The sequence below is a fragment of the Burkholderia reimsis genome, assembly GCF_003294055.1.
GTDB classification, from domain to species: domain Bacteria; phylum Pseudomonadota; class Gammaproteobacteria; order Burkholderiales; family Burkholderiaceae; genus Burkholderia; species Burkholderia cepacia.
The window spans coordinates 110,830-129,627 of sequence record NZ_QMFZ01000015.1; the positions used below are offsets into that span (position 1 = coordinate 110,830).

Sequence of the window (18,798 nt, forward strand, 5' to 3'; positions counted from 1 at the left end):
AAAGAACGAGGGTGGTCAGACGAGCATCTCGATCGCATCAGGGTGGCCGAGAAAGTCCCTGGGGCTGGCCGAGCGGCCATATGCGCCTGATTGGAAGACAACGACAAAGTCTCCAATGCGAGCCTCGGGAAGCAGCACGTCATCGGCGATCCGGTCGAGCGGCGTGCACAGGCACCCGACGATGTGGCAGCGCTCTGTTGGCGCTTGTGTCTGGCGATTCCCGATGGTGACTGGAAAATTGCGGCGCAGAATCTGCCCGAAGTTGCCGGATGCGGCCAAGTGGTGGTGCAGACCGCCATCGGTGATCAGGAACGTTCGGTCTCGGGATACTTTGCGATCGATCACTCGGCACACATAGATGCCGGCTTCCCCGACCAAATATCGTCCAAATTCCAGTACCGTGCGTGTGTCCGGTAAACGACCGCGGAATATGCCGAGCCAATCGTGCATGGCGTCGGTGACCGCAGCGAGGTCGAGTGACGTTTCGCCTGCGAAATACGGGATGCCGAAACCGCCTCCGAGGTTGACATATTGCGGCGCGAGCGACAGGCCAGCGGCCAATCTCACAACGAGATCCACGCTTTTCCGTTGAGCCTCGACGACGGTCGGGGCGTGCAGACACTGTGATCCCCAAAAAATGTGAAAACCGGCCAACGATACTTCTCTGGCATCGAGCTCGCGCAGTAGCCCGGGGACCTGCTCCGCGTCGAGCCCAAAAGGGGTGGCGCCGCCGCCCATGCGCATGCCGCTGTGGTCGATACGAAAGTCTGGATTGACTCGAATGGCGACCTTGGGCTGAACGCCGAGTTCCCAGCCAAGGGCTGTCACGAGGTGCAATTGCGTGATCGATTCGAGGTGAATGTTGACACCGCTTGCGACGGCGCGACGCAAGTCGTCGCGATTCTTGCCGGGCCCGGCGAAGCCGATCAGTTCCGCGGGCATGCCGGCATTCAGCGCAAGTGCCATCTCGTTGGCCGATGCCACGTCGAACCCGTCCATCTGTGGCGCTAGGTGATGGACGACTGCGGGCATCGGGTTCGCCTTGATCGAGTAATGTAGGTCGATACCGGCTGGCAGCGTGTCGCGCAACATGCATACACGCGCGTCGAGCGTGGCGCGATCATAGGCGAAGAACGGCGTGCGTCCTGCGCGGTCCGCCAGGCGATTGATCTCGACGCCGCCGACGGTGAGCATGCCTTCACGCTCGCCAAACAGCGCGTTCATGATTGCCTCACTTCGGAGGCGGCGTCAGGACCGGCGAAGGCCGTGCGCAATGCGGCTCGATCGAATTTTCCGTTGGGGTTGCGCGGAACGGTCTCGCGCACCACGATTCGATGCGGCACCATGTAGCGTGGCACGTGCTCCACACACCAGGTCTGAAGCACTTGAGCATCGAATCCAGTGGCGGCTGGCACGACCAACAGGACGATCGCTTCGCCTAGTTCATCATCGGGGATCCCGAAGGCAACCGCTTCCGTGACGAGACCGCTGTCGTGAACGACTTCTTCGACCTCTTCCGGGCTGATGCGATAGCCGGAGCTCTTGATTTGGGCGTCGTTGCGTGCGACGAAGTAGAGAAATCCGTCTGCATCGCGCCGTACCAGATCACCTGACCAGACAGCACGATCTCGGGGCGCGCCACCGGGTTTGAGCTCGGGCGAAGGTCGATAGCGCTGGGCTGTGCGTGTCGCGTCATTCCAATAACCGAGCGTGACGCAGGCTCCGACGTGGACAAGTTCGCCGGTTTCGTCCGGTCCACAAGGCGAGCCATCATCGCGAACCACCAGAATTCGGGCGTTAGGGACGGCTTTCCCGATGGAATCGGGGCGACGATCGACCTCTGAGGGGGCGAGAAACGTGGAGCGAAATGCCTCCGTCAGGCCATACATCAAATAGGGTTTGGCCTGCGGAAACAATGCCCGGAGTTGCTGCAAGACGGGCGTCGGCAGCCTGCCACCGGTGTTCGCGAAGTAGCGCAGCTCTCGGCGTGCCGGCTCGGGCCAAGCCGCACGGGCCAGTTGCATCCACAAGGGCGGTACGCCCGTGATGGCCGTAATGCGTTCGCTCGCGCAGGCATCGATCACGTCTTGCGGTGCGAGATAGTTGATGAGCACGGCAGTCGCGCCCGCCGCCCAAGTGGATGTGAGCTGACTCAGGCCAGCGTCGAAACTGAGCGGCAGGGCGGCGAGGACGCGATCGGATGAGGCGTGGTTCAGATAGTGGGCAACGCTCCAGGCACCCTCGAGCAGATTGCGGTGGCTCAGCATCACGCCTTTCGGCAATCCGGTCGAGCCGGAGGTGTAGAGAATGGCGGCCAGATCCGTGTCGACATTGGCCAACGCCGGCGAGGGCGATGCATTTTCATCCTCGCGTTCCGTGCGATGTCCGCTGGCGGACTCGGGCCAGCTTTGAACGCGCGTTGTTGTTCGGAGATGTCGGCTTGCGGTGACGGCATCGTCCACGATGATGGTGTAGGAAACGCCGGTAAGACCATGTTCGTCAAGGACCCGCGCGCGCAGCGCGCTGGTAATCAGGCAATCGGCACCGGAGTCGAGCAGGATGTGAGCGACCTGATGGGGTTTGAGGAGCGGATTGATCGGAACGAACACGCATTGCGCGGCGGCGGCACCCAGCATCGACACGACGGTTTCGACACGCTTGTCCAGATAGATCGCAATGCGCGCGCCGGCCGTGAATCCAAGCGCGTCGAGCGCATTGCCCATGCCTCTCGCGCGGTGAACCAGGTCCTGATAGGTTACCCGGGCGGAACCGCAGACGAGAGCTTCCGCGTCAGGTGTGCGGTTTGCAGCGGCTTGCACGAGTTCGAGGACGTTTCTCATGATGGTATCCGGATCAAATGTCGAGCGTTGAAAGGGAAATCGTTCAGGCGATCAGTGGCGGACCACCATGGCACCGAAGCAGCCCGCGAGGCCGCACGAGAACAGCAGCGACCAACCGCCAGGTTCCCGGTTCGAACATGTCTGGAAGTTAATGAAGGGATCGGCGCCAAAGACGTGGCCGATTGATGCGAAGTTCGCCGTGAAAAGCCGCTCGCGAGGAATGGCTAGCATTGCCATTAGCCTGGACCAACCTGGAAGATTGGCGTGATGAGGCAGTACATGCGTAATCTCGCGTGTCGTGACGCCTGCTTGTTGAATGGCGGCACGCATCGTTGTGAACGCAGACCAATAGTATCGATCGTCGGGAAGCAACTGCAAATCCTCGTCGGTGCCGCGGAAGGATCGTCCGTCTGTATACGAGTGCAGGCCCGCGATGGTGTTTCGGTGGCCGTCTCGCTCGAGCAGCAGCGCACAGGCACCGTCGCTGTGGAGCGCAAGATCTTGGATTGCTCGCAGTCGATCGCAGTGGGAACCGATCACATCGGCGCAGACCACGATTGCGCGCCGGACAGTGGGCCGTCGCAGAGCGAGCACCTGTAACACCCGGATTGCAGCCATTGGAGAGACGCAGTGCTGCTGCGCGATCGAAAATGCGAGCGCGCGGTTCAGACTCAACTGGGACTGGATCAGTTGAGTAGTGCTCGCGGGTGGTGCGATGACGCTGGTCTGAATCGTGTGCGTGTACACGAACGCATCGATTGTTTCGGGCGCTGTTCCGGTGTCGCGCAGCAGGGATGAAATAGCGTCGACGGCGAGCGCCACGGGCGATCCACCAGCCGCGTCGTGGAACTGCGTTACACCGTTTTCGATCAGTGCCCGCGCGCGAGTCGATGACTGACCACAGCGCTGGGCCCAGCGATGTGCGTCCACCGTCAGTTCAGGGAGGCTGAAGGCGATGCCCGACAGTGAAAGCGAGCCAGCGGGTTGCGACGCGTTCATGAGCCACCTCCACGAAATTCAAGGAGAGCGCAGCCGGCCTGCCCTTGGAAGCCGGCGGACCAAACGAGGGCATGTTGTCCCTCGCTAGGTTTGATCGACCGCAGTAGCGCGTCGAGCCGTGCAGGCGTGTCGGCTGCGCAAAAATGGCCGGGCGCATCCAGGCGTGTGTTGCAGACACGCTCGAGCGGCAGCCCGCAGTACGCGTTGATCTCGCGAGCCAGTCGAGTATCGATCGGCGCGGGAAGTACCCAGTCGACGTTGGCAGGCTGCAAACCGGCACTTGCGCATGTTTCGCTAATAACGTCGGCGAGCGTTGACGTGTAGACGGCGTCGTGCTCGCTTGCGAGAGGCGGGATGTCGGGCGTCTGTAGCGTGAGCCCGCGTATCCGCCATCCCGGGCCGGGCTGTCTCGCGATCAGTACGGCAGCGGCCCCGTCACCCATGTCGATCAGTGCACCGATCCGACGTGAGAACGGCGGGCGCCAGCGTTCCGCGGCGACGATCACGACGGTTTTCAGTCGGATGTCAGCGGCCATCATCGCCACGGCGATCTCCACCGCCATCAGGAACGACACGCCTTGAATCTGGCCGACCGCAAGCGGTGCTCGGCTTGATCCAAGTTCGCTGTGGAGGCGGCAGGCACACGACAATGCCAGATCATGCTCGAAGCTCGTTGTGCATACTATGATTTGATCGGGTGTGGACGCGTCGACCTGAGACGGCGATTCAAGCAGCGTTCGCACGGTTGCAAGTGCCATGTCTGACAATGTCTGGTCGGCTTCCACAGCGACCCGGTTATCAGTAGCCCGTGATGCTTGCAGCAACGGAATACCGGCCACGCCGAATGGCGCACCACAATCGCGCCACCGCAGCGTATCGGCATACACTGCTTGCATCACGTGCTCTCGTGCGGACCGACCCGAAACCATGAACGGTTCGAGATGTGCATCGGGTGCGACACCGGGCGATGGGATATATCGTGCCGTGGCGACAATGCGCGGTTCGTCGCCCGTGAAGCTACTCGAAGGACGCATGGGATTCGACGAACGAGACGAGATTGCCGAAGCGCAGGAATAGATCGGCGGATAGATCCTCGGGAGCCAGCGTGAAGCCGAAGCGCTGTTCGAGTTGCAGCAGCAAGTCCGTCATATTCATTGAATCCACGCCGACGTCGAAGAGGTTGGTGTCATCTCCGATGAGATCGGTGCTCAGGGTGCTGCCAAGTACCGATAGCAAGCAGGTTTTTACTGTCTCGGCCACGCTGGCGGAGCTAGGGGAAGCGGGATGGGTTGCCATGAACGATCTCCAGTGCGAAATTTCGGGCGGGTTCAGGATGGGTGCGCTTCTATAGAGCGATGCGACGCGGGAGAGACGGCCTCCCAGGGAAGAGATGCCGAGCGTAGCGCGGAGCGAGCAATCATGAGCCGCTGCAGATCCCCGGTGCCTTCCATGATGTCGAAGGCCTTTGCATCGCGATAGCTTTGCTCAAGCGAGGGAAAGGCAGCGATACCATCAAGGGCGGCGAGATCGATCGCCGCTCGGGTGACGCGGGCGGCTACTTGTGACGCGTACGCCTTGGCCATTGAGGAATCCATGGAATTCGCGATGCCTTGATCGGTTTTCCACGCCGCGTGTCGGCAGAGCAACTGGGCTGTAGTGATTTGCCGATCGATGTCGAGCAGAGCTTCATTCACGTCGGCAGTGCGCCGGCGTTGATTAACGGGATGTCCGCCTGCGTCGAAGTAGGCCGTGAGATCGTCGCGTACTCGTCGACATGCGCCGACCATGACCGCAGAAAGTAAGGGACGGAAGTAGTCCCATGCGTGTTGTGCGCCCGAAAATGCATCGTTGAGCGGTTTTTCGTCACCGCGTCTGAGGAGCGCGTCGTCAGGCACTTCGCAGTCGTTGTAAGAGAGAACCGCGAGCTGACTGGCGCGCAGACCGACCATTTGCTCGATGCGGTCGACGGAGAAGCCCGGGATATTGCTATCAACGTGGAACGCTCGAACACCGAAACGACCAGCTTGCCGATTGATGGTGGCGAACGTGATCACGTCGTCTGCGCGGGCGCCGTTGGTAATGAAGCACTTGGTGCCGTTCAGCACCCAGCCGCGCGCCGTCTTGCGAGCGGTGGTCCGCATCGCGGTCGCATCCGAGCCGCAGTCGGGCTCTGTAATGGCAAACGCTCCCCAACGCGGTGTGTCGCTGCGAAATCGTTCGAAGAAGCGGGCCTGTTGCTCGCCGCTGCCGAGTGCGAGGACGGGCGGCATTGCGAGGCCGGGGCCGGGCAGCGCGAGCGCGAGTGCCGCGTCGGCGTACCCGAGATATTCCATCAGTGTGGCGCGCGACATTAGGGATTGCACGTCCGTGCAACCGCCATACGCGGCCGGAACGAGATTCAAGTTCAGCGCAGGTACGTTCGAGGGTGTCCAAACTGCATCTGGAATCTGCCGTGTCCGGTCGGCTTCGGGGCCGTGCAATCGCATGCGTGCAGCCAGCTGATCCAGCTCTAACCCATCGGCCGAGAGGGTGGCCCGGATTGTCGCAAGCATGGATTGCACCTGAGGCGGCTTCACCGACTGTGACATGAGGAATTTCCTCCTGTTGGCAACCTATATCGAGTGCCCGATACGCATGGAAGTGACGGGTACTCGGCGCATGACGTTCGGATTGCAGCGTAGGTCTTGGCCACCCATCCCGGCTACTCCCAACGTTGGGAGGGCTTGCATGGAGTGGGAAATCTGGCCGTGTGGGGCGCGGATGCCTGATAATGGCGCCGGAATACAGCAGCGAATGGCCAACGACGGACGTGACCGATATGGCAGGGCGAAAACCGACAACCGAAAAGAAGATGTCGCCGGCGCAGCCGGATAAACGAGGCTCGCGAGCTATCAAGCGCGGCGACCAAGTGGCCGAGCAGATCAAGCGTTGGATTAACGACGGGCAGGCACGTCCAGGAAAGCGCTTGAACAAGGAGGCCGAGCTTCAGCAGATTTTCAACGTCAGCCGAGGCTCGATGCGCGACGCGCTCAAGGCGCTGGAGATACAAGGGCTCGTGAGCCTGAGCACCGGCCCGGATGGCGGAGCGACGATCACACGTGTGCCACTGGCCCGAGCATTCCAGTCGCTGCAAAACTATTTATTTTTCGAGAGCGTTACGCTGGAAGACATTTATGCGGTGCGCCGCACGCTGGAACCCATGGTGGCGGCCGGTGCAGTTCCCCATCTGAGCGACGTGGACTTCGATGCGCTCGAGCGCAGTGTGTCCGTCTGCGAGCCGTTCGAGGCACGTCACGCCGAGGCGCTCGACCAGCGACACGAGGATATCCATTTCCATGATGTACTGGCGGCTGCACATCCGAATGCGTTTCTGCGCAGCCTGTGCCAGATCATCAACCAGATGCTGCACACGCTCGTGATCGTGGCGGGGAACGTGACGCAGCAGGACTATCAGTCATTCGGGCGGCACACGGTTGCCGCGCACCGCGCGATACTGGACGCTGCGCGACGCCGAGATGCCGACGCGGTCGCACAGCTCATGACCGAGCACATGGACGAAGCGCATTCGCAGCTGCGCACAGTGCACGCTGCGCTGCAGCAGAAGCTGGTGCTGGATTCGGAGTTGGACCTGAGTTCCGATCCTGACGCTGGCTAAAGCGTTCAGATGGGATCCAGTCCACTTCTGCTCCTAACTCATCAGGCAGGCGTTGCACCGGCCGCAACGGCATAGAGCAGCGTGGTAGCTCAGCGAACGGGGCACGCCACAACGCGCGTTCGAGCATATGGCTCGCCCACGACACCAATGCAGTCGCCATGGTGACTGTCTACAGTCTGAACGGCGACGGGCAGGCCCGTGGCGATCATCCCGGCATAGAGGCTTGCCGCTGGCAGTCCCAGCTGATTCACCATGCCGGGAAATGCGCAAACAACGCGTTGCTCGAACTCACCTCGGCAAGGGGGGGCGGGCGCGTCGTGATACACCGGGCAGTTGAAGAGATCGTGCCGCTCGAAGAACGCACTGACAGCGGTCCCCGGTTCTCCTCGTTCGAATCGGCACGCCCGGTAGCTCATCCGGCGAAATGCTGTTGTCGGCTTACGCGTATTCCTCCAGCGACCGGTCGCATATAGCGCGCCAAGGTCGTACGTAGTCAGGTCGCACAGATCGCTCCCATGGCCACCTAAATTAATTATAATAAATAGGCATAAGAGGGTGCGGTTGGTCATATTTTTCGCGACGGAAGACATGTAAGTGGGTGAAATGTCGGGTAAACGCTTGGAACCAACACGTTGACGCGCGATCGCGACGAGCGTAGATTTAATGATAATAAATACCCGGAACACCAAGCGCGCCGCGGAGCAGAGACGCGGAATTCGTGACACGCACGTATTTCGGGGTGCAAGGTGGCAGGTCACCGATATCGGCGACGCGTCGTTTGCTTGAGAGAACAGTAGTGTCTTGGGAGGGTATGTCGTGCCGTGCCGGCGCGGAGGGGGCTGCGAGCATGCGCCCGACGAGGCGCGACTTTGAGCGTTATTCCTGCACGAGCGCTTCTGCGCTCGCAACGAGTGCTCTTTTCTTTTCCTTGCTCAGTCGACCGGCGATGGCAAGAAGGTTGGCGAGCAGGTCGTCGTCCTCATAGAGGAAGCTGGTGGGGACGAGCATCGCGCGCGCCAGACGTTGGCTGGTTTGAAGCGTGGGCGTATGTTTGCCCTTTTCGTATTGGTTGACGCGGGCGCTGGCGGAGAATTCGTCGATGCCAGCCTGAATGCCGAGTTGTTCCTGTGTAAGGCCCGAGCGCAACCGAGCCTGCTTCAGGCGCTTGGGAAACACGGAGGGAGAGGTGGCATCGCTGGACATTCACGGAGTGTCCGGGAAAGGCACGCAGTTTTTACTAAGTAACTCTTAGTCTTGAGGCTAAAACTTACTTGGTCTTGGAGGTCAGGTCGGTAGTCTGCGTCAACGTTTCTGCGTTCTTGAGGAGGGCCTTTCTCTTTTCGCGAGGCAACCTTGCGGCAGTCGCGAGAAGGCTTGCGAGAAGATCATCTTCTTCGTAAAGGAAACTGGTCGGAACCTGCAGGGCGCTGGCGAGCCGTTGCCCCATCTGCAGCTTCGGCGTGTGCTTTCCGTTTTCGTATTGGTTCACACGCGCGCTTGCGGAGAATTCGTCGATTCCCGCTGCGATCCCAAGTTGCTCCTGGGTCAGGCGCGCGCGCAGACGAGCCTGTTTCAGGCGCTTGGGGAAAACAGCGGATGTCGATGACGATCGAGACATCCTAAGAGTTTCTTTAGTTATCGCGGGATTTTTACTAAGTATCTCTTAGCCTGAAAGCTAAGATTTCCTTAGGTAGATGGCGGGGAAGCGATGACTTCTCTGCTTGGTGAAACAAGGAGGCCGCAGCTTTTCGAGTTGGACAGGATCGCATGGCGGACATGACATGACGGACTTTTGCCGATGGCGACAATCTTGAACATCCTCAGCTACGTGAGCATCCTCGCGCTAGTCGCGCTGGGTCTCGCGATCATCTTCGGTTTGATGGACATCGTGAACCTCGCCCACGCGGAATGGGTGACGATCGGGGCCTACACGTTGGCAGTGGCGCAATCGTTGGGCGGGCCGCATGCGTTCTGGCTCGCGTTGTTTGTGGCGCCGGTGGTTGGTGCGGCGCTCGGTTGGTTCCTTGAGCGCCTCGTGATCCGACTGCTCTACGACCGTCCGCTCGACACATTGCTCGCGACGTACGCGATCAGCTTGATCGTCCAGAAAGCCCTCGAACTGATTTTCGGCACACATCCGATGTTGGTGTACGCGCCCGTAGACGGGGCGATTCCTGTGCCGGGAGGTAGCTATCCGGCGTATCGACTCTTCGTGATTGGCATTGCAGCGGTGGTGACGGCCGGTTGCTGGCTGCTATTCGCCTATACGCGCTTCGGAACTCAACTGCGTGCTGTGATCCAGCACCCGGCGATGGCAGAGGCAGTCGGTATCGACACGCGACAGCTGAACCGGCTGGCGTTCTGCGGCGGTGCCGCACTCGCATCGCTGGCCGGCGTACTTGTCGCGCCGATGATATCGGTGGAGTCCCATCTTGGCGTCGCCTATCTGGCCAAGGCGTTCTTCGTGATCGTATTGGGCGGTATCGGTTCGATCGCCGGCAGTTTGCTGGGAAGTGCCTTCGTCGGCACGGCCGAAACGCTGCTCAGCTATCGCGTGGATCCGTCACTCGCGTCGGCGATCGTGCTGATCTTGTCCATCGTTCTGATCCGTTTTCGGCCACAAGGCCTGTTGCCCGGTTTCAGCGCCGCCCATCAGCTCCACGGTAAAGGTTGAATCATGCTCCGACAACTTCTTGCGAGTACGCGCCGCTGGCTGTTTCAGCCAGCGATCGGTATCGAAGACATCTCACCGATGGCAATCGGCGCCGCGATTGTTGCGGCCGCATTGGTCTTGCCGGTTTGCCTGGGGAGCTACCTGCTTTCGACCGTGCGGGATGCGCTGATCATGGGACTGCTGGCGCTTAGCTACGACCTGTTGTGGGGCAGGGCTGGTGTCCTAACGCTCGGACACACGACATTCTTCGGGCTCGGCGCGTACGGTTTCGCAATCGCCACCGTGCAATATGGACAGACGTCCGCCGTTGGAGTGATCGTGGGATTGGTCTGTGCCATCGTCGTTGCGGCCGTGTTGGGTTATTTCCTGTTGTTCGCCGGTGTGCGGTTGCACTTTTTCGCCATTATCAGCATGGCCGTGCTGATTATCGTCCAGCAACTGGCGACAAGCTGGCAGTCGATCACGGGCGGTGACACTGGTCTCCTGGGCATTCCGGGATTGTCCTTCTCACCGGTCGGGCACACGTTCGATTTGAGCGGAGCGCGCGGGTCCTGGTACACGGTAGTGGCCGTGCTTGCCGTGCTGCTCGTCACTACCTGGCTCGTATGCCGCAGTCGGTACGGCAAAGTCCTGACCGCGATCGCGACGAACGAATGGCGCGCAAAGGCCTGCGGCTATCACACGTCGGGGCACCTTTTGCTGGTGTTCGTCGCATCAGCCGGACTTGCCGCTATCGCAGGAACGTTGATGGCCGCCTGTTCGGGGGTAGTGGCGCCCGATGTGTTCTCGCCGGTGCTGGCCACCGAAGTCATTCTATGGGTGGCGATTGGCGGTAAAGGAACCCTCGGTGGTCCGGTGCTCGCCGCCGTCGGGTTGACGCTGCTCAAGCAGACGGTATCGAGTGCGACTACTGACGGATGGCCGCTGCTGCTCGGCGCATTGTTTCTCTGCTGCGTGCTGTTTCTGCCCAACGGCGTACGAATCAGTGGCTTGATCGCCGGGGCACGTCGGATCGATCGAATTCGACGGGGACGTAGTCACTTACATCGTGCCGAACGCGTGGAAGGAGGCCGGTAATGGATACGCCGCTCATAAAGGGTGAAGGGTTGCAGCGCGCGTTCGGCGGCATTCATGCGGTCGACAACGTCGATGTGTCGATTGGCTCACGCGACCTGCTGTGCGTGATTGGTCCGAACGGCGCTGGCAAGAGCACGCTGGTCGGGTTGTTGTCCGGTGCGATCGTGCCCGGGGCCGGAGAGTTGTATCTCGCCGGGGAGCGCATGACCGGTCGGCCAATGCACCGATTCTGCCGACGCGGTGTGGTACGCAAGTTCCAAGGCACGAACACATTTCTTTCGATGAGCGTGCGCGAGAACCTCGTCGTCGCGGGCCTTGGTGTTGCCTCGTACCGGGACACGCCGATGCCGAGTCCGGACGCCATTCTGGACGAGATAGGACTGTCGGACCAGGCCAACTTATGTGCGATGACCCTGCCGCATGGTGAACGCCAGTGGCTGGAGATCGGTATGGCCATGATGTGCCAACCGGCGTTGCTCTTGCTCGATGAGCCGGCCGCAGGCCTGTCGGCCGCCGATGCGCAGCGGCTCGTGCGCCTGATTCACCGTTTGCGCGAGCGCTGCGCGGTGCTCGCGATCGAGCACGACCTGAGCTTTGTCGAGGCGCTGCAGTGCGAGACATGGGTCATGCACCGCGGCCAGATCGTTCGACGAGGCTCGTATGCCGACATCGCGCGCGATGAGGAAATCCGGCGCATCTATCTAGGTCAGGGAGCGGGCCATGCTACACATTGAGAACCTGTCCGCCGGATATGGTGACGTCGCGGTGCTGCATCAAGTCGACCTCGACGTCCGGCCAAACGAAGTTGTTGGCGTGCTCGGCTGTAATGGCGCGGGCAAGACGACGCTCGTCAAAGCGATCATGGGTTTGCTGCCGCGCGTGACAGGCGACGTGCGGTTTCAGGGGCAATCCATCACCGGCTTGCGCACCCATGCGATCGCCCGACGCGGCATCGGACTGGTTCCTCAGGGACGCTGGATTTTCCCCAAGCTGACCGTGCGCGAGAATCTCGTGATGGGCACGCAGGCTGCGGGTGGTGGGGCGATTCTTGACGAGGTATTCGAGTATTTCCCTATTCTCAAGTCCCGACTCTCGCAGCCCGGCGGTACGCTCTCCGGCGGTGAGCAACAGGTGCTCGCGATTGCCCGCGCGCTGTGCGGTCGGCCGAAATTGCTGTTGCTGGACGAACCGTCCGATGGCGTGCAGCCGAATCTGGTCGAACTGATCGGCGAGGTCATCCCAACGTTGTGCCGCCGATCGCAGCTCACCGTGCTCCTGGTCGAGCAGAACCTCGATCTCGTGCTGCGCAGTGCGCAGCGCTGCATCGTACTCAAGAACGGACGACTCGCCCATGCCGGCCGCATCGAGCCGCGAGGCGGTGCCGCCGGGGCTCATCCGTTGGCGCAATACCTGTCGCCGGCCGCCGAGGCTGACACGCCTTCAATCTCTTCACCACATTCGACGCATTCCAACCTGAACTCCATCCAATGAAGACCATGATGAACCGCCGTGCCTTTACCCGAACCGCCTTATTCAGTGCCGTCGGCGCTCTCACCAGTTCCGCTATGCCATCGTTGGTACGGGCCACCACGCCGCTCAAGATTGGCTTGCTTGCACCGCTGAGCGGTCCGCTCACCCGCGTGGGCGAGACCAACCGCAACTGCGCGCAGTTGGCGGTCGACGAAATCAACGCCGCCGGTGGATTGCTGGGACGCCCGTTGCAACTGAGCGTCGAAGATACCCAGATGTCCACCGCCGTGACGCTGCAGAAGGCCCGGCAACTGTTGATGCGCGATGAGGTCGCGGTCTTGACCGGCATGGTGCTACCGTCCGAGCGCGAAGCCGCGCTGCAGGCAGCCAAGTCCGCTGGGCGGCTCGTGATCTACCCGAACTTCGACGAGGGGCGCTGCGATCCGAATCTGTTCACTACGGGCCTGACTGTCAACCAGCGCGTCGACCCACTGATCGGCTGGCTGATGCGCGAGGGCGGCCGCTCGGTGTGCGTGGTGGTCTCGGACATCGGCAGCAACCGCAAGGTGCTCGTGCCCGCACTGCAGGCGGCGGTCAAGCGCCACGGCGGACAGTTTCTCAACGTGTACTGGCTGCCGTTCGGTACGCGCGATTACGGGGCGGTCCTGCAGCAGATCGCCAACGAGCACCCGCAGATCGTCTGGCATAGCATCGGCGACGATCCGGTGACGTTCGTCAAGCAATACCGCTCGTTCGGCATGAAGCCGCAACTCGTGACCGACATCGCGCACGAGTCGCTGTCGATCGCGACCGCCGGGGCATCGACCGACATCATAGGCGTGTCCTCGTACTTCATGAGTCTCGAGAACCCTGAGAACCGTGATTTTCTCGCGCGCTACACAGCGCATGAAGCTGGGCCTCACGACCCTCGATTAGGGCAGTTGGCCGTGGTGCTACCGCACGGCGAGTGCACGTATGCCGGACTTCGCCTGTTTGCAGCGGCCATCAAGGTGGCTGGCAGCGTCGACGTTGCGCGCGTGAAAGCGGCGCTGCCGGGTGTTTCGTTGAATCTGCCGCGTGGCAAGACGGGCGTGAGCCAGGACGGCGACCATGTGTTGTGCCAAACCCGCATCGGACGGGCACTGGCGGACAACAGTTTCGCAGTGTTGGACTCGGCCGGACCGATTCCACCGCAGTGCAAGGGATAGCATGAGGTAATCAAAAACGTCCGAATTTCCCCAATTTATTAAGGAATACATATGAACGACGTACTCGGAATGAACGCCGCGCAGCTAATGGTTGGCTACCGGCGCCGTACATTCTCGCCCGTCGAGGTTATTTGCGCGGTGCTGGACCGGGTCGCGCTCGTCAATCCCCTTGTCAACGGCGTGTGCAGCCTCGACGAGGAAAGCGCACTGGCCGCCGCTCGCGAGTCGGAGCGACGCTGGATGCGCGGGGAGGCCTGTGGATTACTGGATGGCGTACCGGTCTCGGTCAAGGACCTCGTCGCCGTGCGCGGCCTTCCTACTCGATACGGGTCGCTCACGTCACCCAGTGCGCCGGAGGCCGATGACGCACCCGCCGTCGCGCGACTGCGACAGGCCGGCGCGTTGCTGTTCGGCAAGACCACGACCTCCGAGTTTGGCAACAAGATCGTCACGGACAGCCTGCTCACGGGCATTACCCGTAACCCGTGGGACCCGCGTCTCACGTCCGGCGGGAGCAGCGGCGGATCTGCCGTAGCGGTTGCGCTTGGCATGGGACCGTTGTCGCTGGCCACCGATGGCGGCGGGTCGATCCGCGTTCCGGCATGCTGGAGCGGGGTGGTCGGAATGAAACCGTCGTTCAACCGGGTGCCAGCTGGCGCGGCGGTGAGTTGGACTCACCTGTCGACGCTTGGTCCGATCGCGCGCTGCGTAAGCGACGCGGCACTCATGCTGACCGTGATGGCTCGCCCGAGTGATGCGCGAAGTCTTGCTTCTGCTTGCTCCGATCTGCGCATCGGTCTGGATGATGGCATCGCCGGGTTGCGCATTGCCTATTGCCCGGCGCCTGCGGGCGTACCGGTTGAGCCTGACATCGCCGTGAGCGTCCGTCAGGCGGTGGGCATGTTCGAGGCACTCGGGGCACAGATCGAGGAAACGAACGTGAAGCCGCTGGACGGCTATCTGGACAGTCGCATGCACGCGATCCAGTGGGCCGTATTCTTTGCACAACGGGCCCGGCAGCTTCCTCCATCCGCGCGGCCGCAACTCGATCCGGATGTGTCTGCACTGGCCGAGGCGGGCGTCAGCGTCCTCACTTCAACCTTCGTCGATGCACTTCAGGCGCGTCACGCGCTCACGGTCGCGATGGATGCGTTCTTTGAAGACTACGACCTGCTGCTCACGCCGACGTTCCATTGTGCCCCGCCGCTCGCGGAAGGACGGCCCGAGCACTCCCGCATGGCGCCGCCGTTGACGTCGTGGTGCAACCAGACGGGGCTGCCGGCAGCGAGCGTGCCGTGTGGTTTGCCTGGCGGGTTACCGACGGGCCTGCAGATCATCGGGCCGTCGGGCGGCGATGCGCTGGTGCTGCGTGCGGCACGCGCGTACGAGTGCGCCCGCGGTCCGTTTCCGACTCCGCCAGATGCGATCCGGGATCGGATCAAGGACACGGAGGTGCGTGCGTGAGTCCGCCTATCACCAAGATCCTGGTTCATCTGGTCGAGCGACGTGCAGAACTACACGTAACGGTTGACCCGCCGCATCGACAAGTCGTGGTGGCGGCGGTCCTGCGGCTCGACGGCTGGCGAGCGGATGGGCCACTCGCGACGCTTGAGCCGCTCTATGAACTGGGCGCTGAGCTTGGCACATTGCTCACAGGCCGTGCGCGATGGGCGCTGGATGTCCCGCCGTCGGCAATTCAGGCCTACGGCAAGGCCGCGCTTGTGGGCAGCGCGGTGCCGCTCGAATGTGCGGCGGCGATCTTGCATCCCCGCATGGGCAAGGCCATGCGCGAGAGCTTGCCTGGCGCCACATCGTTGATTCCGTCAGTGACCAAGCGCGGCGCGCCAGGGACGTGTATCGACGTTCCACTGCACGGCAGCACCGACATGTGGAGCTTTGACCACTTCGACACGGTCTCGCTGACGCTCGCCGATGCACCAGCGCCGAACGAGATCGTGGTGGCGATCGCGCTGGCCGACAGCGGTAGACCGCTCGCGCGCGTGCGACCGGACTGAACAGTGTCGATGCCAACACGGCATGACACGAATAAACAATCACAAAGAGAAAGGAGACATCATGCGGATAAGAAGATTTCGGGGAAGCGCGGGTAAGTTGGCTGTGGTGCTGGGCGTGTGCACTTGTGCTGGGATCGCGCATGCACAATCATCGGTCTCGCTCTATGGGCTGGCGGACGCATTCGTTGGCGAAGTGCATCCTGCCGGTGCAGCCGGCAACGCGTGGCAAGTCGGTTCTGGCGGGATGACGACTTCGTATTGGGGGATGTCTGGTAAGGAGGATCTGGGCGGCGGCATGAAGGCCGTCTTCACGCTCGAGAGCTTTTATCGCATCAACAGCGGTCAGGCCGGCTCGTTTCCCGAACAGTCATTTTTCGGGAGAAATGCCTTCGTTGGTCTGAGCGGCCATTTCGGAGAGTTGACGCTGGGGCGCAATACCGCGCCGCTGTTCGTGTCGACGCTGCTATTCAATCCGTTCGGAAATTCGTTCGTCTTCTCGCCGATCGTCGTGCACAGTTTCCTTGGCTCGGCCATGGGTGCTGCGTCACTCCAGAGTGATACGGCGATCGACAATTCGCTCCTTTATCAGACGCCCGAGGTGGGTGGTCTGTCGGGGAGCCTGCTTTACAGTAACGCCGGCGTTGCCGGCCATGCAGGACAGGCCAACTATAGCGCGAACGTGTTGTACTTCGCCGGCCCGTTTTCCGCGACGGCCGCCGTGCAGAGTCTGCACACGGCATCGCTGTTTCTTAACGGTGCCACTGCGCAGACCGCCTGGATGGCCGGTGGCGCGTATCGGTTGCGTGCGGTTAAGCTGTTCGCACAGTACGAACGCGTGGACAATAACAATCACGTCACGGACGACACGGTGCAACTCGGCGCAAGTGTTCGAATAGGGTTAGGAAGCGTACTGATGTCGTGGGCGGGAACGCGGCGGCGACCGTCGGTAGGCGATCATATCCGTTGGTCGACATTCGCGTTGGGTTACGACTACCCGCTGTCGAAGCGGACCGATGTGTATGCAGCTTGGCGTTATGACACGATCACGGGTGTGTCGACCGGCAATAGCGTGGGCGCCGGTATGCGGGTCAGATTCTGAGCAGCACGAAACCGCGACGGTAGAGCACGGCCGGACCCGGGTATCCGGCCTTCAGCCCGGCGCTCACTCGAGTTCGAGACGACAGCTTGCGTTCGGCTTGATGTGAGGCTCGCGGTATCATGTCCCAACATCATCACGAACACTTCTTGGCTCATGGTTTTGCCGAAAGTCCGACGCCCGGGTCGCAAGCCGCTGACGAAAGGCGACCTCTTGCCATTGCCGACCGCGAGGGTCCGTGCGCTGTCCCTCGAAAATCATATGGCGCTGGCCGCTGTGCGGGCCGGTCATGGGGGAGAAGAGCAAATCAGTTGTTTGCTACGGGTCGTCTATCTCGCGTTCTATATGCGCAGTGAGACCGGGGCGGGTGCGGATTTGAGTGCTTACCGCCAAGCCGAGGCCGCGTTGGATGCATGCATTGCACGTGCGGAGCAGGGTGAGGCTTGGCTGTTGCTCGATCGAGAGCAGTCCACGATCGAGCAGATCTTGGTTGTCCATGACGAACAGTTGGCGGCCGTGCCGATGCACAGGTACTACGCTGCCTGGCAAAAGCTCCAGCGATTGATAACGGGACAGCTCGCGTCACCCATCGCGACGCCGAGCGTGGCGCCGTGAGACCGACAAGCCTCGCGTAAAGCACTCGGAGACCGCCCTTCCTGCCTATAGGGAAGTTGCGATGTCTTCCGCCGCGGCGACCCTGCACTGCGCCTTCGGCGGGCCTCCGTCATGCCAACCGCGGTTTCCGTCGAGATTCCGCGCCGAACCGACGGGATGTCCCGTCGATAAGACGGGTTTGGTCCATCGTCATCTTCGCTGCTTGAATGCCTTTCAGTTCCGGCCACGTTCGTGCCGGATATGGAGGGCGAATCATGTCTTGGAATGATGATGGAGCTCGGACAATCTTGCGCCGACGACAGGTCGAGCAGTGTACCGGTTTATCGAGGTCGACGATCTACAAGCGCATGCAAGACGGAACGTTTCCCCGCGCCATAGCGCTTGGCGGGCGAATGGTAGGGTGGCGAGCGGCGGATATCGAACAGTTCCTGGCAGATCCTGCGCGATATCGCGCTTCGCAGGCGCGCGAACCTGAAGAGCAAGGTGGCGGCGGTGAACAATGATAAACCGCCGCCGTCACTCGATGAGCGTCTTCGCAACTGGGGACAGTCGAATCGTGGCGCTTATGATCCCGTTGACGCCGAGTATGTGACCCGAGCATGGAGAACACTGTCGCCACGGAATCAGGAGCTACTGCGGATGGTCTATCTCTGGCATGCGAGTCGCGAAGTCGTATGTCGCCGCCTGAAGATTGCCCGCCATTCGCGTCAACACTTCGATCTGGAACTCCAAGCGGCACGGTCGGCGCTTGCCCGGGCCTTGCAACAGGAAAGAAGTGACGGTGACGTTCACGGGATACATCTGAGGTGATTTCCATAGCATGGGCGCTCGCGCAGCATCGGTCGCACTCGCTTCGCGATGGTGCGCCGTGGACAAGATCGCGGTCATCCAGAACGCGAAATAAATATAGGAGCGGCGAGGAGCTTCACGGAACGATAGGGATATCGTGTCATCGCTTGGACGTACGCCGGCTCTTGAATCGGCGTGGCGGCTGACCTACAGTGAAGCCAACAATCTGATCCGGTCAACGTGCATCGCACGACCGAGTACGCGTTAGCGGCCCGCAGCATCGACATCTTTGTGATGGAGTAGCGTGCCGTAACATTCGTGGGAAAGCCTGCAATTGCAGGCTTTTTTGTTTTCTGGCGC

General features: G+C 61.4%; 19 protein-coding genes. 11 read left to right on the forward strand and 8 right to left on the reverse strand.

Features of this window, described 5'->3' with window-relative positions:
* Positions 1-15 precede the first annotated feature (15 nt).
* The 6 genes from DPV79_RS18905 to DPV79_RS18930 form a co-directional block, all read right to left on the reverse strand.
* Positions 16-1,224, reverse strand: coding sequence for a pyridoxal-dependent decarboxylase, exosortase A system-associated (locus DPV79_RS18905; protein ID WP_113046146.1), 1,209 nt, complete (start codon positions 1,222-1,224; stop codon positions 16-18).
* Entirely contained in the window at positions 1,221-2,840 is a 1,620-nt protein-coding gene (locus DPV79_RS18910; RefSeq protein WP_113046147.1) for an acyl-CoA ligase (AMP-forming), exosortase A system-associated, read from the reverse strand. Before DPV79_RS18910 ends, DPV79_RS18905 begins: the two co-directional genes overlap by 4 nt.
* A gap of 51 nt (positions 2,841-2,891) precedes the next feature.
* Positions 2,892-3,839, reverse strand: a complete 948-nt coding sequence (locus tag DPV79_RS18915) for a 3-oxoacyl-[acyl-carrier-protein] synthase III C-terminal domain-containing protein (RefSeq protein ID WP_113046148.1) — start codon at positions 3,837-3,839, stop codon at positions 2,892-2,894.
* Entirely contained in the window at positions 3,836-4,735 is a 900-nt protein-coding gene (locus tag DPV79_RS18920; RefSeq protein WP_244321774.1) for a 3-oxoacyl-[acyl-carrier-protein] synthase III C-terminal domain-containing protein, read from the reverse strand. Before DPV79_RS18920 ends, DPV79_RS18915 begins: the two co-directional genes overlap by 4 nt.
* A 121-nt stretch (positions 4,736-4,856) precedes the next feature.
* Positions 4,857-5,135: an acyl carrier protein gene (locus tag DPV79_RS18925; protein ID WP_113046150.1), complete on the reverse strand. Its 279-nt coding sequence runs from the start codon at positions 5,133-5,135 to the stop codon at positions 4,857-4,859.
* A gap of 32 nt (positions 5,136-5,167) precedes the next feature.
* Positions 5,168-6,427: an acyl-CoA dehydrogenase family protein gene (locus tag DPV79_RS18930; RefSeq protein ID WP_113046151.1), complete on the reverse strand. Its 1,260-nt coding sequence runs from the start codon at positions 6,425-6,427 to the stop codon at positions 5,168-5,170.
* A gap of 230 nt (positions 6,428-6,657) precedes the next feature.
* Here DPV79_RS18930 and DPV79_RS18935 point away from each other — a divergent pair, with 230 nt between their 5' ends.
* On the forward strand, positions 6,658-7,494 hold the full coding sequence (locus DPV79_RS18935; protein ID WP_113046203.1) for a FadR/GntR family transcriptional regulator: 837 nt from the start codon (positions 6,658-6,660) through the stop codon (positions 7,492-7,494).
* A gap of 876 nt (positions 7,495-8,370) precedes the next feature.
* Here the strand turns inward: DPV79_RS18935 and DPV79_RS18940 are convergent.
* Both DPV79_RS18940 and DPV79_RS18945 read right to left on the reverse strand, forming a co-directional pair.
* Positions 8,371-8,697 carry a helix-turn-helix transcriptional regulator gene (locus tag DPV79_RS18940; RefSeq protein WP_113046152.1) on the reverse strand — a complete coding sequence of 109 codons (327 nt, stop codon included), beginning with the start codon at positions 8,695-8,697 and terminating at the stop codon, positions 8,371-8,373.
* A 64-nt stretch (positions 8,698-8,761) separates the two neighbouring features.
* A complete protein-coding gene (locus DPV79_RS18945; RefSeq protein WP_113046153.1) occupies positions 8,762-9,112 on the reverse strand; it encodes a helix-turn-helix transcriptional regulator in 351 nt (116 codons plus the stop codon).
* Between the two features lie 180 nt (positions 9,113-9,292).
* On the opposite strand from DPV79_RS18945, the gene DPV79_RS18950 reads away from it, so the two are divergent.
* From DPV79_RS18950 to DPV79_RS18995, 10 genes are all read left to right on the forward strand, one after another.
* Entirely contained in the window at positions 9,293-10,168 is an 876-nt protein-coding gene (locus DPV79_RS18950; protein ID WP_113046154.1) for a branched-chain amino acid ABC transporter permease, read from the forward strand.
* Positions 10,169-10,171: 3 nt separating this feature from the next.
* Positions 10,172-11,245 (forward strand): branched-chain amino acid ABC transporter permease, encoded by a 1,074-nt coding sequence (locus DPV79_RS18955; RefSeq protein ID WP_113046155.1) that lies wholly within the window; start codon positions 10,172-10,174, stop codon positions 11,243-11,245.
* Entirely contained in the window at positions 11,245-11,979 is a 735-nt protein-coding gene (locus DPV79_RS18960) for an ABC transporter ATP-binding protein (RefSeq protein ID WP_113046156.1), read from the forward strand. Before DPV79_RS18955 ends, DPV79_RS18960 begins: the two co-directional genes overlap by 1 nt.
* Complete coding sequence (locus DPV79_RS18965) at positions 11,966-12,736, forward strand: ABC transporter ATP-binding protein (RefSeq protein ID WP_113046157.1); 771 nt, start codon at positions 11,966-11,968, stop codon at positions 12,734-12,736. The genes DPV79_RS18960 and DPV79_RS18965 overlap by 14 nt, the downstream gene beginning before the upstream one ends.
* An 8-nt stretch (positions 12,737-12,744) precedes the next feature.
* A complete protein-coding gene (locus DPV79_RS18970; RefSeq protein ID WP_113046204.1) occupies positions 12,745-13,923 on the forward strand; it encodes an ABC transporter substrate-binding protein in 1,179 nt (392 codons plus the stop codon).
* Between the two features lie 51 nt (positions 13,924-13,974).
* Entirely contained in the window at positions 13,975-15,387 is a 1,413-nt protein-coding gene (locus tag DPV79_RS18975) for an amidase family protein (protein ID WP_113046158.1), read from the forward strand.
* Positions 15,384-15,938 (forward strand): amino acid synthesis family protein, encoded by a 555-nt coding sequence (locus DPV79_RS18980; protein WP_113046159.1) that lies wholly within the window; start codon positions 15,384-15,386, stop codon positions 15,936-15,938. Before DPV79_RS18975 ends, DPV79_RS18980 begins: the two co-directional genes overlap by 4 nt.
* 61 nt (positions 15,939-15,999) lie before the next feature.
* A complete protein-coding gene (locus DPV79_RS18985; RefSeq protein ID WP_113046160.1) occupies positions 16,000-17,037 on the forward strand; it encodes a porin in 1,038 nt (345 codons plus the stop codon).
* 153 nt (positions 17,038-17,190) lie between these two features.
* Complete coding sequence (locus DPV79_RS18990) at positions 17,191-17,649, forward strand: hypothetical protein (RefSeq protein WP_113046161.1); 459 nt, start codon at positions 17,191-17,193, stop codon at positions 17,647-17,649.
* Between the two features lie 254 nt (positions 17,650-17,903).
* Positions 17,904-18,152: a helix-turn-helix transcriptional regulator gene (locus tag DPV79_RS18995; protein WP_043177505.1), complete on the forward strand. Its 249-nt coding sequence runs from the start codon at positions 17,904-17,906 to the stop codon at positions 18,150-18,152.
* Positions 18,153-18,798 lie beyond the last annotated feature (646 nt).